This window comes from Roseofilum capinflatum BLCC-M114 (assembly GCF_030068505.1).
GTDB lineage: Bacteria > Cyanobacteriota > Cyanobacteriia > Cyanobacteriales > Desertifilaceae > Roseofilum > Roseofilum capinflatum.
Map to the genome: position 1 here is coordinate 26,426 of NZ_JAQOSO010000109.1, position 15,817 is coordinate 42,242.

Below are 15,817 nucleotides of genomic sequence, written 5' to 3' on the forward strand. Positions count from 1 at the left end.
AGCGTCCCTATGGTCTCTTTCGCTCGGCAACCCGTATCGGTAGAAGGGTCTCGATTCCAATTCCCTGACAAACGACAACATGGTATTAGAATAAATATGTAAAGTTTCGTAACTAACGGCAGAGTCAGCTTAATTCATGACCTCAACGACCTCCTTATTCCATCCAGTTGAAGCAGATGTACATCTGCTAACGGAAAACTTGAAACAGTTGGTTAGTGCGCGTCATCCGATCCTGTTTGCAGCCGCCGAGTACCTCTTTGGAGCAGGGGGGAAACGACTGAGACCCGCAATTGTCCTATTAATCTCTAGGGCAACCACGACCAACGAAGACATCACCGATCGCCATCGGCGTTTAGCGGAAATCACCGAAATGATCCATACCGCCAGCCTCGTCCATGATGATGTCGTCGATGAATCCGATCTGCGCCGGGGTCTTCCCACGGTTCACAGCAGCTTTGGCAACCGCATTGCCGTCTTAGCTGGAGATTTCCTCTTTGCCCAATCCTCCTGGTATCTGGCCAACTTAGATAATCTTGCCGTCGTCAAGCTTCTCTCAGAAGTGATTATGGACTTAGCAGAAGGAGAAATCCAACAAGGACTAAGACGATTCGACACCACGTTATCCCTGGAAGACTATTTAGAAAAAAGTTATTACAAAACCGCATCGCTGATCGCCAATAGTGCAAAAGCAGCCGGAGTTTTGAGCAATGTGTCTGAAGAGATGGCCCAAAATCTCTATCTGTATGGGCGCAATTTAGGATTAGCCTTTCAAATTGTGGATGATATTCTCGATTTTACCGGTTCTGACGAAGCCTTGGGGAAACCCGCAGCATCAGATTTGAAAAGTGGCAATCTCACAGCTCCCGTATTATATGCCCTAGAAGAACAGCCCGGTTTAGAAGCCCTGATTGAGCGAGAATTTAAGGAACCGGGAGATTTAGACCAAGCATTAGATTGGATTAATCACTCTGAAGGATTACCTCGTTCTCGCGAACTGGCAGCCGAACATGCTCGCCGAGCGCGTCAAGGTTTAGTCGATCTGCCAAAAACCGAATCTTACGAAACGCTAATCAACTTGACGGACTATGTACTGCGTCGTTTATATTAGATGTCTTTCAGAAGTGAGAGGATAGGGGGATGGGGAGATAGGGGAATGAGCGATTACCCATGACCCATAACCCATTACCCATTACCTCCAATTCAAGCCATATTGGGAGGAATATTAGACATGGGGGGAGCTGAACCCGAAGAGAGTTGAGCCAAATAAGACTGAATTAAATTTTTCACATCTTCAGAGCGCACTTCTACAGCAGCTTGCAAATTGCCTGGAGTTTCAAAGAAAACTAAACTATCAATCGGCAAGGTCACTATTTGAAACAGAAGGGCAGTAATGGCGATCGGGACAGCCATCAAGTTAGGCTCGTCTTTAGCTGAAGGAGACTGAGCCGCATCTTTGAGGGAGGGAAAGGCATAAATCACCTTCTTGGTGAATCCCGGTTCCTCATTATTGCTTAGGGTGGTGAACACCCACTCCTGGTTGACCGATTGCAAAATATAATATTGAGAATGTTGAAGTTGTTGGGCTAAGGCTTTCAGGGCAGGAGCGATCGCCGCTATGATCTGGGGTGTTGTACCATCTTGAGGGGCTTGATCGATTAAGGCTTGAATCTGGTCATCTAAATCCATAGGTTGAGCTTGGGTAGCATCGTGTCTTTAGTCTAGATTCCCAGTCTAGCCGATCGAAAGAGCAAAAAGACCAGAATTAACCAAATCTCAAACTCTTCAACCTATTCTCACAACACTTCAACCCAAGCTATGTTACCTTCATCTAAGCAAATCACTCTGGTTAGGGGGGATAAAGGAACTTGTGGAGCAGATTTATACAACTATCTTTGAACTCCTATGGGAGCAACTCCAAAAGTCAACCCAAGCGGGAGAGCGCAACTGTCGGCAAGTCGCCCATCGCATCGCTGGAGAAGTGACCCGCATTTGCATCGAGAGTCAACGGATTCAAGCATCCGGGGAAATAGAAGAGTGGGCGAAAAAGCTGGCTCAACTGCGCCTCAAGCAATGTTTACACTATTACCAGCAAGGTTCGGTTAAAGGTCGCCGAGATCTCCATAGCACCTTAGCGGCGATCGTCTATGGCTATATTAATCCATCTTATCGGTCAGCCAGTTATGCGGCCCGCACCACTTTAATTGAGGATTTTTTACAAGCCTTTTACCTCGAATCCTTCAATGCCTTCCGCCGAGAGACTGAACTACCCTTTAGCTATCATCCCAAAACCCGATTAGAAATTGGCGAATTTATGGCCTTTGCCGAGCGCTATGCCAAACGCCGCATTCGTCTGAGAGGCAACCGCTCGCAACAACTGATTATTTTACGAGCGCAAACCTTTTCTCAACAACAACCTCCAGAAGATTTAGTAGACATTGAAAGTGCCTCAGAAGGGGGAAGTGCGGACTCAGAGTCTGAACGGCCCAGTCCCGGACTCTCCCAAGTCCGCAAGGCCATCAGTAATCAGGAGCCAATCCCGGAAGCCGATGAGATTACCGAAAAAGTAACCCAAATGCTTTTAGCGTATCTAGAAGAACGAGGGCAACAACAGTGTGCAGATTATTTTGTCTTCCGTTTACTCGATTTAGCCACCTCACAAATTGAATGGATTTTAGAGATTACCCCTAGGGAACGGGATTATCTGCAACAACGGTTCAAGTATCACTTAGAACGGTTTGCCCTTGGCCCCCATTGGGAATTAGTGCATGAATGGTTAGAAGCGGGCTTAGAACAAAATTTAGGCTTAATGCCCCAAGAGTGGGAAACGTTTACCAAGCAGCTCTCGGAAGAGCAGCAGCAACATTTAAATTTGAGACAAAATAACTTTAATGATGAAGCGATCGCCGATCGACTCGAATGTACACTAACTCAAGTGCAAAAACGATGGATAAAGATCCTAGCGCAAGCTTGGGCGATCCGCAATGCTTAAATTAATCCGGAGAATTCACAATTTGCCATGAATAGAGACCCAGAAGCCAAAATTGAAGCCCTGTTTAGTTGGCTCCTCAATCCTCCAGTGGATGACTCTTCTCCAGATTCAGAAGAAGGGATATCTAACCCCAGCCCCAATGAACATTCATCCCGATGGATGGCTCAATCCGATGAATCATCTGGGGATGGGGAGGAACTCGATCCTTTGGAGTCCGAAGATATTGATGGCATCTATCCCCCCCATTTAAGTTCCCAGGGCCAACCTTTAGAGATAGGAGAGATACCCGCCGTGCAAGATCGTTTCCAGGCTTTATTAAAGCGACGCATTCAAGCTGAAATGCAATCCAATCTTCCCTTATTTCCTTGGGAGACCACGATTATGGACTATGAGGATGACCCCTGTGAGGCAATTTCCTCTCCTCCTGTCCTTTCTCAACCTTGGATGCTACAGCTCAAACAATTGAATCTTCCTGTTCCAGTAGAATTTCCTGAGTCTTTACTTGCCCAATTACTCGATCGCTGTCAACAGGTTGCCCAGTCTACCCTACAAGAGCCAGCTAAACTGGTGCAAGCGGTAGAAAATTTATTTCCCAATGACTTTCTGGCCTTGAATCAGATTACCAGTCGGTTATTGTTCGTCTATCGTGACCCCAATTCTAACCCGACTGAATCTCGTTCTCCCTTGGTGTATGAGGAAGCTCAACCCTCGCAAAAAATGCGGCTTTCTCTATTAGCGGCCCAAAAAATTCTCGAAACCCTCACCTTAGCTCCCGTGGTCAATCAAGCCCCAACTGAACGGGAATGGGAAACTGAAGTAGGATTACTGAGAGTTTGGGCAAATTATACTCAAGGTGAAAAGGGGTCGCAACTGCAAGTAGAAGCCCTGCTTCCTTGTGCCGGAAGTGTGCAGATCCAGGGTGAGGGTGGACAGGCGATCGCCAAACGCAATGCTCCAGGATATGTGAGTGTAGACTTATTTGATGTGATAGCAAATGGCCCCTATAGCTTAATTATTGAGCTAGAAAATAATCCCGAAGCACCCTTGATGTTTGCCATTCAACCCAGCCCCTAGAGCTTCTTAGCTCCAGCTCGGATACAAGAACAAAAAAATCTTGTTACACTAGCTTTTAGCTTAAAGTGAGCTTTTTTGAGCAAGCGTAACCAGAAATAGACTATGGCAAACTCATCAGGGACGCGCCAGAGAGCAAACCTGCCCTTCTTATCCGATCTGTGGAAACGTTTAGAGCGTCTTCCTAAACCCGTGGCTGAAGAATCCATGTTCTTAAGAATATTGGTTCAAGCTTTAGTCAGTGTGGGAATTATGGCCACCGATGTGGCCGCCGGAACCCAAATGAGTCTGTGGGCCGTTCCTGTGGGGATGATCGGGGCCCTGTGGAGTTGGTATCGACGCAGAGATCGCAATGTAGTCACGAAATTTGCGATCGCCATTGGCATGTTAATTGCCCTATTTGTCTTCTTCGGAAACCTGTTTACCCAGCTCAATGATACCCGCTTGGTTCTGGCTGAACTGCTGGTTCATCTCCAAGTCTTACATAGTTTCGATCTACCGCGCCGCAAAGACTTGGGCTATTCCATGATTATTGGGCTAATTTTAATTGGTGTGGCTGCCACTCTGAGCCAAACCCTAGCCTTTTCTCCCCTATTATTTGTGTTTCTGGCGATCGCCCTTCCCACCCTAGTCTTAGATTATCGCTCACGCCTCGGATTATCGCCCCTAACCTGGACTCGAAAGCGCAGATCCTCTTCAGATAACCGGCTCTCCTTAGCACCTGAACTGGCCCCCAAACAACTGGGCTTGATGCTGTTAGTAATTCTGGGATTAGGGATGGCCCTGTTTGCCGCTTTCCCTAGAGTTCCGGGCTATCAATTCCGCAATTTCCCCGTTAGCGCTCCTCCGATGATGGAAGAAGAAGACCAAAGCTTTCAGGGACTACCGGGAACCATTACCAACCCAGAAACTGCCGAAGACGGAGAAGGTGAGGGTGCAGGGGAAGGGGGAGATGCTCCTAGGGAAGGAGCGGGTCAGATGGATGAGACCTTTTACTATGGATTTAATAGCCAAATTAACCAGAATTTGCGAGGTGAACTGACTCCCCAGGTGATGTTGCGGGTTCGCTCTCAGGCCGAAGGGTTTTGGCGAGTTCTAGGGTTTGATCACTACACAGGCCAAGGATGGGAAATTCGCCAAGAGGATACGGCATTGGTGGAACGTCCGGGTTGGTCGTATAAGTTCGATCTCCCTCGTAGTCACTCTCTAGCTAGAAGTCGGGAAATAGTGCAAACCTATACAGTGGTTGAACGTTTACCCAACTTAATTCCCGCCTTGTATCAAGCTGAGGATCTGTATTTTCCCACGCGGGAAGTAGGGATGGATAAACATGGAGGGTTGCGATCGCCCCTAAACCTACGGGAAGGCTTAACTTATACGGTCATTTCCGAGGTTCCCTATCGCGATCGCTCTATCCTGCGGGAAGCTTCAACCGACTATTCTCAAGAGATTCGCGACCTGTATCTGCAAATTCCCCCAGAAATTGCCGATCGCATCCGTCAGAAAACTGAGGAAGCCTTAGCGACTTCAGAAAATCCCTTAACCGATCCCTACGAAAAATCCCTCTATCTGGCTCAATATCTGAAACAACGCTATAGTCTACAGCCACAACTCCCCTTTTTTGATGAGAGTGAAGACCTGGTAGAAGCCTTTTTATTTAAGTATCAAGGGGGCTATCCCGATCACTTTTCCACCACCTTAACGGTTATGTTAAGAGCGATCGGCATTCCTGCCCGTCTAGCCGTCGGCTTTGGGCCAGGGGAATTTAATCCCTTTACCGGACTGTATGTGGTTCGCAATACCGATGCCTTTGGCCTCACCGAAGTCTATTTTCCAGAGTATGGCTGGTTTGCCTTTGACCCCATCCCCGGCCATCCCCTGATTCCCCCCTCTATTGCTGACTATCAGAGCTTTAGTGTCCTGCGCCAGTTTTGGAACTGGGTGGCGGGTTGGTTACCCTCTCCGGTGAAAAATGCATTTACGGCGATCGGGGCGTTTATTATGACCGTTTTAGTCAGATCCCTGATTCGCCTCTGGCAACTGATTTCTAATGGTTGGACAGGATTCTTTATTGGCGCAATTTTAGCGATCGCCCTCTCCTTTGCTGTCTGGGTTTTATTCAAACAATGGCAACAATGGCGGCGACAAAGATGGCTCTCCAAACTCCATCCCATGGAGCGCATTTATCAAGAATACTTAGGCATTCTCAGAGAAGCCGGTTATCCCAAACATCCCGCCCAAACCCCCCAAGAATATGCCCACAGTTTGCGCGGCAAGTATGGCTCAGAAGCAGCGCAAGTAATTGACGAGATTCCCCAAGCCTATGTGAAATGGCGCTATGGCGGCATCGAAACTCAGTCTATTCCGGATTTGCAGCAGGGTTTGCAACAGTTAAAACAAAGGTCTCGACAAAGAAAATTACAAACCCAGGATGCAATTAAAAACTAGCCTGACCGGTTAAAATAGAAGACGATCCTCCTCCCTTATTCTATGCATATATTTGATACCTCTTGCCTCTTGCCTAGCGCGAAGGGCTATATCATACATTACCAAATTATCTTTAAGCAATGGGGCCTCTTGAGCAGGCAGAGGCTAAAATAGTTGGCGTTAAAATAAGGCTCTAGCATGACCCCTGCCATGAATAATCATCCGATTCATAATACTTTTAAGATTCTTCCCCTGATTGCCAGTGCCATGGTGTTAGCCTCTTGTGGCAAAGAGCAAGTACAGGCAACAGCAACCGCTCGTCCGGCGGTTCCCGTCGCTTTTGGAGAGGTGGAATCGGGGCGGGTCAGCGATGGCACAGAATATAATGTGGCCTTAGTGTCAAGGGAAATAGCCAATGTGCGCCCTAGGGTGAGTGGAAATATTTTAGAGCGCTATGTGGAGTTAGGCGATCGCGTCACCGCCGGACAACGAATGTTTGTCATCGATCCCATTGAACAACAGGCTGCCGTGAATTCCCAACTGGCGCAAGTCGGATCGGCAACAGCCGCCGTAGAGACCGCCAAAAGTAATCTGCAATCGGCGATCGCCGAACGGGCCCGCATTGCCGCCGAAAAAGACCTCAACTCCGCCCGCGCCAACTGGGAAAACGCCAAATCCACCCTCCTCTCCCAAGAAGCCGAACTCACTCGCAGGCAAGCCCAACTCGACTATCAAACCCTAGAAAATGAGCGCTACCAAGCCCTCGCTGCCGATGGAGCCGTTTCCCAAGAAACCGCCGATCAAACCAAACGCTCCTATCTGCAAGCCCAAGCCGATGTCAAAAACCAAGAAAAAGTGATCGAAGCCGCTCAATCTCAAGTCGAGAGTACCCGCCGAGCCTACGATCGCCTCATTGCCTCCGTCGATGCCCAACTCGCCGCCCAAGATCAAGTCATCGCCGGAGCTAGGGCCGAAATTGCCCGTGCCGAACAAGACCTGCAACGCACCCGGCAACAAGCCGCCGAAGCAGAAGCCCGGTTAGGATTCTATGAAATTAACGCGCCCTTTTCCGGAACCGTGGGCAACGTCCCCATCAAAGTCGGGGATTTTGTCGATAGCCAAACCCTTCTAGCCACCGTCAGCCAATCCCAACCCTTAGAAGTGCTGATTCAAATTCCCATTGACCGGTTGGCCCAAGTCCGTATTGGCACAAAAATCGAACTCAAAACCCAAGATAATCAACCCATTACCACCATTCCCGTCTCCTTCATTTCCCCCCAAACCGATCCCAATACCCAAACCATTACCATTAAAGGCATCTATGCCAACGCCCAAAACCAACTCCGAACCGATCAATTGGTCAAAGCCAAAGTCGTTTGGGAAGATCGACCCAGCTTAACCATTCCCACCACTGCTATCAAGCGCATTGGGGGCCAAGCCTTTGTATTTGTGGTCAATGAATCAGAAGGGCAACAAGTCGCGACCCAAACCCCCGTCACCCTAGGCAGTATCACCGGGCAAAACTTTGTCGTTCAAGAGGGCTTACAAGGAGGAGAAACCATCGTCACCGAAGGGGTGGTTAAACTCTTCGATGGGGCTGCCGTGGTCGATGCCAGCACCTTGCCCAATTCTGCGGAACAATCTTAAGCCAGAAATCTTAAGCAATGTAACAGGCTTCTCTTGTGAAAATCCAGCCTTAAGATAAACTGAAGGCATTTACGAGCGATTTTTTAATGAAGTCGGGTTACCCTAAACCTGTTATATCAAGTCCGATTAAACCGCTATGATTACAAATCATATCAAGTCCGGTGAATGGGAAAAAACAAGCGGGCAAGATGCCCGCACTCCTGGAATCCCTTGATATTACTGGAGTGGGAGCGTCTCGCTCCCTAGACTTTGAATTGTGGGGTTTCCGCTTCGTGGACATGAATAACCGGACTTGATATGCAACATTCCCCATTCCCTATTCCCCATTCCCTATTCCCCAAAATGACCCATGCTCCTAAGTATTGCTGACAACTTCATCAAGCGACCTGTCTTAACCACCGTTTGCTCCATCCTCATCGTCCTGGTGGGGGGCATTTGTTTGCCTTTACTGCCGATTTCCCAATTGCCCCAGTTGGCGAATACGGAGGTACAGGTGACTGCCAGTTATACTGGCGCAGATGTGCAAACGGCGGAAACGACTACCACTACCATTATAGAGCGAGAAATTAATGGGGTGGAGAATATGAAATATATGTACTCCAACACCAATAATGGGGGGTTGACCTCCATTCGGGTGGCCTTTCCCCAAGAAGTAGACCGGGATATTGCTCAGGTGAATGTGCAAAACCGGGTTGCTGTGGCTGAACCCCAACTCCCCGCAGAAGTGAAGCAAACCGGGGTGAAAACGGATAAAGCTTCACCCAATATTCTTTTGGTGCTGGGATTTTCCTCCGATCGCGATGAGTCGGGAGATTATTTTTACGATGAGATCTTTATGAGTAACTATATCGATCTCAATATTCTCGACCAACTTAAACGACTTCCAGGGGTAGGACAAGCCACACTATTGGGCGATCGCAAATATGCCATGCGAATTTGGCTCGACCCCAATAAAATGGCAGCACGGGGACTGGCAGCTTCAGATGTGGTCAATGCTCTGAGAGAACAAAACCTGCAAGTGGGAGCCGGGAAAATAGGTCAAGCCCCAGCCCCAGAGGGACAACTGTTTGAAATTCCCCTGCAAGCCACTGGTCGATTTGCTGATGTTAGCGAATTTGAAGAACTGGTGGTCAAGGTTGGCTCTGGGGGAACTTTAGTCAAGCTTAAAGATGTGGCGCAAGTGGAATTAGGGGCACAGGATTATACGGTAAATGTACTCTTAAATACTGATCCAGGGGTGGGGATTGCCATCTATCAGTTGCCGGGATCAAATGCTTTGGAAACCGCTCAAGCTGTGAAGTCAGAGATGCAAAGATTATCGGCAGACTTCCCTCCAGGCATGAATATGGTCGTTGCTTATGATACGACGACATTTATTAATAAGTCTTTGGAAGAAGTGGTCATCACCCTCTTCCAGGCGATCGGTTTGGTGATCCTGATTCTGTTTGTGTTTCTCCAGGACTGGCGCTCAACTCTGGTTCCGGCGATCGCCATTCCCGTTGCCTTAATTGGGGCGGCTGCGGGTTTAATGTTTGCGGGCTTTGAAATCAATACCCTCACCCTGTTCGCCTTCACCCTGGCTTCCGGTTTAGTGGTGGATGATGCGATCGTAATTGTAGAAGCGGTATCGAGCAAAATAGAAGAGGGAATGCAAGCCAGACAAGCCGCCCTCGATGCCATGGAAGAACTCACCGGCGCAACGATCGCCACCTCAGCCGTACTCATGGCCGTATTTATCCCCGTCTCCTTCTTCCCTGGAACCACGGGCATTATCTACAAACAATTCGCCCTCACCATCGCCTTTGCCGTCGCCTGCTCCACCTTTAACGCCCTCACCTTCTCCCCCACCATGTCCGCCTTGCTCTTGCGGCGCAAAGAAGAACCCCATGGGCCCCTGGCTTGGCTATTCAACCAATTTAACCGAGGGTTTGGTTGGGTGCAGGCTCGCTATGGGAATTTGATTGAATTTCTCACCCGCATCAATGCCCTAGTCATCGGCGTATTTGTTCTTGGTTTAGTGGCCACCGTTTGGATGTATAACACCGTTCCCAGTGGCTTTGTGCCCGAAGAAGACCAAGGCTATTTTCTGGTCATTTATCAAGCTCCCGATGGCGTATCCCTAGACTATACCGCCGGAGTGGCCAAAAAAGTCGAGGAAAAAATCCGTTCTGTGCCTGAAGTCGAGCATACCTTTGGCGCAGCCGGTTATAGCTTTGATGGTCAAGACCCCAGTAAAGGGATCTTCTTTGTCAACTTAAAATCTTGGGATGAGCGACCCACCGCCGAGCAGTCAGTGTATGGCGTTTTGCAAAAGGTTAATCGCTCTTTAGGCACGATTCCCGAAGTGTTTGCCTTGGCGGTCAATGCCCCTCCAGTCCAAGGGATGGGGAATACCGGGGGCTTTGAGTTCCAACTACAAGACCGCACCGGTAATGCAACAATTCAAGACCTGCTCAATAATGCCAACCGTTTAATTGGGGCAGTCAACTCAGATGAGTATCCGGCGGTTGCTGGTGCATATACCCAGTTTACGGCCGATAAAGCCCAAAAAAGAGTCGAGGTATTGCGCGATCGCGCTAAAGCCCTAAATGTAGATGTCAATGAAGTCTTTGCTACCCTCGCCACCTATCTGGGATCGAGTTACGTTAATGATTTTGTCCTCGGACAGCGCCAATATCGGGTTTATGTGCAAGCCGATGCTCAATATCGCTCCGATCCCGAAGATATTAATCAGCTTTATGTGCGATCTAGGGACGGCACAATGGTTCCCTTGGGGAGTTTAATTAAGCTCACCGAGTTTACCGGCCCGGAGATTATTCAACACTTTAATGTCTTCCGGTCGATTAAAATTCAAGGTAACCCAGCTCGTGGCTATAGTTCTGGACAGGCGATCGCCGCCATGGAACAAGCCGCCAGCGAAGTCCTAGACCCCGGTTTTGGCTACTCCTGGCAAGGAACCGCCCTAGAAGAAAAAGCCTCTGGAGGCAGCGCCCCCATCATCTTCGGTCTCGGCTTTATCATGGTATTCCTGGTCTTAGCTGCTCAGTATGAGAGCTACATTGACCCCACCATTATCATGCTGTCGGTTCCTCTCTCTGTGTTAGGGGCCCTCTCTGCCATTTGGTTCCGCGCCAATGTGGTGCAAGCGGGAGGCCTTTGGCCCATCGTCACCAACGATGTGTACTGCCAAGTTGCCCTGGTCATGCTGATCGGGTTAGCCTCCAAAAACTCCATTCTGATCGTCGAGTTTGCCAACCAACTCCATGAAAAGGGTCTAGACTTCACCAAAGCTGCTACCCAAGCCGCCGAGCAGCGTTTCCGTCCCATTCAAATGACCGCCTTTTCTACCCTAGTGGGCTTTTGGCCTCTGGTAACAGCCTCTGGTGCAGGGTCGAGCAGTCGTTGGTCTTTGGGAACCGCTATTTTTGGGGGAATGCTGGTGGGAACCATTCTCAGTTTGGTGATTACACCCAACTTGTATATTGCCGTCAAAACCCTAGAAGCCCGTTTACTCAAGGGTGAAAAACCGCAAAAACCGACCGGAGGTTCAGGAGGTTTAGGAGCGCTGGGAAGTTTGTCTGGTTTATTGAAAAAACCCATGGCCAAGAATGGCCACAGCACTAATGGGACGACCGAAGATCAAGCAGATGAGCCGACGGAACCAGAGACCTTATCGGAAGAGTCCGAAAGCGGTAAACGCTAACGGGTGATGAGATAACGATGTAGCATCTGTTGATGTTGCATCGTTTGCCCCCGAATCTCTTCAAGGTGTGCAGGGGTTAGGGGTTGTCGATGTTTGTAGAAGTCGATCCAAGTTTGGCTAATTTGGCTGGGGTCTTCTGGGAGCCGATCGAGTTCCCAGCCGGGAAGATTAAACTGTTCCATCAGTTGGGTGACCTTGGGATCGTAACTGAGGGCAAAGCAAGGACACCCCATGGAAGCGGCCATGATTAAACCGTGGAGTCGCATGGCGATCGCCATTTGGACTTGACTAAAGATACTTTTATACTGTTCTGGGCGATCGCCCATCCAAATTTCACTGACCTGGGGAAGCGCTTCATGGACTCTTTGGGCCAGGTCTAAATCGCTTTTGGGCTGGAAGGGTAATAAGAGGAGATGACTTTGGGTGCCCCGTTGTAGCTCAATTAAGGCTTGGGTCAGGATTTGCAGCCGATCTGCTGTCAGTTGGGGATGGGGACGCAACACTACGGCAATTCTCGGATGGGGTAAATGATCTAGACTTTGAACAGGGAGAGGGTCTAAGGCCCAAACTGGATCGGGAGCCAGGATATGAGGAATTTTCCAATCTGTTAAGAGTTGCGCCGACTGGCGATCGCGCACACTAACTGCCGTACATCCACCAAAGAGCGATCGCGCCAGTTGGCGAGTCAGAGCAGAATTTAAGGGGCCGATCCCTTGTCCCCAAGCCAGGGTCACTTTCCCCATCCGTTGCGCTAGGGCCATGAGGGCAAAATAATAAAGGGGCGATCGCCAACTGGTCACATCTTGTATTAAACTTCCTCCTCCCCAGATAAACCCATCCGCAGAGGCTAAGGTGCGCCAGAGATCGGCGATCGAAGTGCGATCGCGCCAGCGATGCGTAGCATTATTGCAGGTTTCCACCCCATACTGTTGCTGTGTTTCCTCGCAGTTGGCTGACAACACGACCGGAGTCACCGTTTCCGGTAACATCTGCAATAGAGTCACCAACAGGGCTTCATCTCCAGCATTTCCCTGGCCATAGTATCCACATAACACCACACGCATATCAATTCAAGATTAAAAATGATTGTGTCGGGGCGGGTTCCCCCATTGGAGATAACCCGCCTTGCTTGATTAACTATCTTCGCGCAATTTGTCGAGTACACTACGGTCTTCTAAGGTCGAAGTATCCCCGGCAATTTCTTGACCTCCCGCTAGGGAGCGCAGTAAGCGACGCATAATCTTACCCGATCGCGTTTTCGGCAGAGCATCCGTAAAGCGGATCTCACTGGGACGAGCTAGGGCCCCAATTTCAGCCACCACATGCTGCTTTAACTCTTTTTCTAGCGCTTCTGAACCACTATAGGTTCCTTCTAGGGTGACAAAGGCAACAATTTCTTCCCCTTTGAGTTCATCGGGTTTACCGACTACAGCCGCCTCAGCAACGGAGGGATGGGAAACCAGTGCCGATTCAATTTCCATGGTTCCTAACCGGTGACCGGAAACATTCACCACATCATCAACCCGGCCCATCACCCAGTAATAGCCATCTTCATCCTTACGCGCTCCATCACCGGCAAAGTAGAGATATTGGCCATCTTTGGGGGGTATATGTTCCCAATAGGTGCGCCGGAAGCGATCGGGATCGCCGTAAACCGTCCGCATCATACTCGGCCAAGGATGGCGTACCACCAAATAGCCCCCCTGATTATCCTCTACTGGATTGCCTTCTAGGTCTACGATATCGGCCAAAATGCCAGGGAAGGGTAGGGTGGCTGAACCGGGTTTGGTGGGAATGGCTCCGGGTAAGGGAGTGAGCATAAACCCGCCGGTTTCCGTTTGCCACCAGGTATCAACAATAGGGCATTTTTCATGGCCGATAATGCGGTGATACCACATCCAAGCTTCTGGGTTAATGGGTTCGCCCACTGTGCCTAAAATCCGCAGGGAGGAGAGGTCGCGGGCGTTGGGGTGATGTTCTCCCAGTTTGATGAAGGCGCGAATAGCAGTAGGCGCGGTATAGAAGATGGTTACGCCGTATTTTTCCACTACATCCCACAAACAACCAGGGTTCGAGGCACGGGGGGCCCCTTCGTACATGACGGTGGTGGCTCCATTGGAGAGGGGGCCATAGACAATATAACTGTGGCCAGTAATCCAGCCCACATCAGCGGTACACCAGTAAACGTCGGTTTCTTGCAGGTCAAAGGCCCATTTGAGGGTCATGTGGGTGTAGAGGTTATAACCGCCGGTGGTGTGAACGACTCCTTTGGGTTTGCCGGTGGTTCCGGAGGTGTAGAGGATGAAGAGCATGTCTTCGCTGTCCATGGGTTCGGCGGGACAGTGGGCGGAAACTCCGGCTTGTAGGTCGTGCCACCAGTGATCCCGGCCGGGTTCCATGTGTACCTGTTGGTTGGTGCGCTGGACGACGAGGACGTTATCGACAGAAGGGACGGCGTTATCGGCGATCGCCTTATCCACCTGGGGCTTGAGAGGGACAATATTATCTTTACGCCAGCCTCCATCAGCAGTAATGACGAGTTTGGCTTCTGCATCCACAAGACGGTCTTTCAGGGCTTCCGCACTAAAGCCGCCAAAAATGACGGTATGGGGTGCGCCAATGCGGGCGCAGGCTAAGAGGGCGATCGCCGCTTCGGGGATCATGGGCATATAGATGCCGACGCGATCGCCTTTTTGCACCCCTAACTGTTTCAGCACATTGGCCATTTGGCAGACTTCCCGATGCAGTTGGGCGTAGGTGAGGGTGCGGGAGTCTCCCGGTTCTCCTTCCCAGATTAGAGCCGCTTTATTTTTGCGCCAGGTCTTGAGGTGGCGATCGAGACAATTATAAGAAATATTAATTTTCCCCCCCACAAACCACTGGGCAAAGGGAGGTTGCCAGTCCAGGACTTGATCCCACTTCTCAAACCAGTCTAATTCTTGCTCGGCCAGTTCAGCCCAAAACCCTTGGGGGTCAGCTTTGGCTTTTTCACAGAGCTGCTGATACTCTTCCAGGCTTTTAATCTGGGCATTTTGGGCAAATTCTGCTGAGGGGTGAAATTGACGTTTTTCTTTGAGGATCGATTCAATGGTTGGTTGTGACATGCTATGGAGGCGATCTTAAGTAAAGGTCTATCCCCTCTTTGTAATCCAGAATCACACCAATATAGATTGAGTTTCATTAAGTTTAAGATTTGCACTAGGTGCGGGTCATCTCCACCGCCCCCTGTCTCCCCATTCTCTCCATACCCTCATGGTCTAATAAACCCTGCCTCGATACACTCGTTTGTGACGGGCTTTTTCTGCATCATTTTTTCCCGATTGACTTAAAGAAGGTACAGGTTGCAGAGGGGGACGAGAATCTCCATTGATCTCGGATGGGGCAAAAGGATCAGCAGGATGCTCTAGAACTTCATGATTATTTAGAGAGTTGGCAAAGGAGGGCGTTGATAAGGATTGGGCATTTTCGAGATCTTGTTTTAACTCCAGTAGACAAGACACCAAGGGATCATTGTGAATCGCTAATCCTCCCAGAGCGGATAATACTTTTTTAGTACCCGCAATCACTTTTAGGGCTAGGGTATCGGCTTCAAAGGGGGGGAGAATATCGATCGCTCCATAGGCGATCGCCGCTTGTCGTTGCTGATGGTTAATTTCCGCCTCACTGCTTTCTAGGAGAATCACCGGCACTGGGACAGGGTTCTCTAGAGAGCTACGACAAAATTGCTCGATATCTAAATCTGGCGTTTGTCGATCCATGAGAATCACATGGGGCCGGGTTTGAGGGCTAGAGTTAATCTCCTGTAGCTGCTCCGATAAGTTGGCTACTGATGCCGACAGAATGACTGCCAAGTTTTGCGAGATTAACACTCTTTGCCATACCCACCGTTGGAAGTCGCAGGGTTGGCATAAAAGGACAGTTGCTCTTGGATTAGTCATAGAAGGATTAGACCGCTTGATTTAGAGTAACATTGTGCAAAT

Annotated in this window: 10 protein-coding genes; 6 read left to right on the forward strand and 4 right to left on the reverse strand. The window is 49.5% G+C overall.

All coding sequences use genetic code 11. The features are described 5' to 3' along the window. Positions 1 to 136: 136 nt before the first annotated feature. The gene (gene sds / locus PMG25_RS21025) at positions 137 to 1,108 is read left to right on the forward strand and encodes a solanesyl diphosphate synthase (protein WP_283768856.1); all 972 of its coding nucleotides are present in this window, start codon (positions 137 to 139) and stop codon (positions 1,106 to 1,108) included. Positions 1,109 to 1,200: 92 nt separating this feature from the next. On the opposite strand, the gene PMG25_RS21030 is transcribed toward sds, so the two are convergent. Next, a complete protein-coding gene (locus PMG25_RS21030) occupies positions 1,201 to 1,686 on the reverse strand; it encodes a hypothetical protein (RefSeq protein WP_283768857.1) in 486 nt (161 codons plus the stop codon). A 181-nt stretch (positions 1,687 to 1,867) separates the two neighbouring features. On the opposite strand from PMG25_RS21030, the gene PMG25_RS21035 reads away from it, so the two are divergent. The 5 genes from PMG25_RS21035 to PMG25_RS21055 all read left to right on the forward strand — a co-directional run bounded on the left by PMG25_RS21035 (position 1,868) and on the right by PMG25_RS21055 (position 11,837). Then, a complete protein-coding gene (locus tag PMG25_RS21035; protein WP_283768858.1) occupies positions 1,868 to 2,989 on the forward strand; it encodes a hypothetical protein in 1,122 nt (373 codons plus the stop codon). Positions 2,990 to 3,016: 27 nt separating this feature from the next. Then, on the forward strand, positions 3,017 to 4,063 hold the full coding sequence (locus PMG25_RS21040; RefSeq protein WP_283768859.1) for a hypothetical protein: 1,047 nt from the start codon (positions 3,017 to 3,019) through the stop codon (positions 4,061 to 4,063). A 102-nt stretch (positions 4,064 to 4,165) separates the two neighbouring features. Further along, positions 4,166 to 6,508, forward strand: a complete 2,343-nt coding sequence (locus PMG25_RS21045; RefSeq protein WP_283768860.1) for a transglutaminase TgpA family protein — start codon at positions 4,166 to 4,168, stop codon at positions 6,506 to 6,508. A 177-nt stretch (positions 6,509 to 6,685) separates the two neighbouring features. After that, positions 6,686 to 8,134 carry an efflux RND transporter periplasmic adaptor subunit gene (locus PMG25_RS21050; protein ID WP_283768861.1) on the forward strand — a complete coding sequence of 483 codons (1,449 nt, stop codon included), beginning with the start codon at positions 6,686 to 6,688 and terminating at the stop codon, positions 8,132 to 8,134. Positions 8,135 to 8,483: 349 nt separating this feature from the next. Continuing rightward, on the forward strand, positions 8,484 to 11,837 hold the full coding sequence (locus PMG25_RS21055; RefSeq protein WP_283768862.1) for an efflux RND transporter permease subunit: 3,354 nt from the start codon (positions 8,484 to 8,486) through the stop codon (positions 11,835 to 11,837). On the opposite strand, the gene csaB is transcribed toward PMG25_RS21055, so the two are convergent. From csaB to PMG25_RS21070, 3 genes are all read right to left on the reverse strand, one after another. After that, a complete protein-coding gene (gene csaB / locus PMG25_RS21060) occupies positions 11,834 to 12,901 on the reverse strand; it encodes a polysaccharide pyruvyl transferase CsaB (RefSeq protein ID WP_283768863.1) in 1,068 nt (355 codons plus the stop codon). The genes PMG25_RS21055 and csaB overlap by 4 nt on opposite strands. A 69-nt stretch (positions 12,902 to 12,970) precedes the next feature. Continuing rightward, the gene (gene acs, locus PMG25_RS21065) at positions 12,971 to 14,941 is read right to left on the reverse strand and encodes an acetate--CoA ligase (protein WP_283768864.1); all 1,971 of its coding nucleotides are present in this window, start codon (positions 14,939 to 14,941) and stop codon (positions 12,971 to 12,973) included. A 153-nt stretch (positions 14,942 to 15,094) separates the two neighbouring features. After that, positions 15,095 to 15,775 carry a PleD family two-component system response regulator gene (locus PMG25_RS21070; RefSeq protein WP_283768865.1) on the reverse strand — a complete coding sequence of 227 codons (681 nt, stop codon included), beginning with the start codon at positions 15,773 to 15,775 and terminating at the stop codon, positions 15,095 to 15,097. Between the last annotated feature and the right edge of the window lie 42 nt (positions 15,776 to 15,817).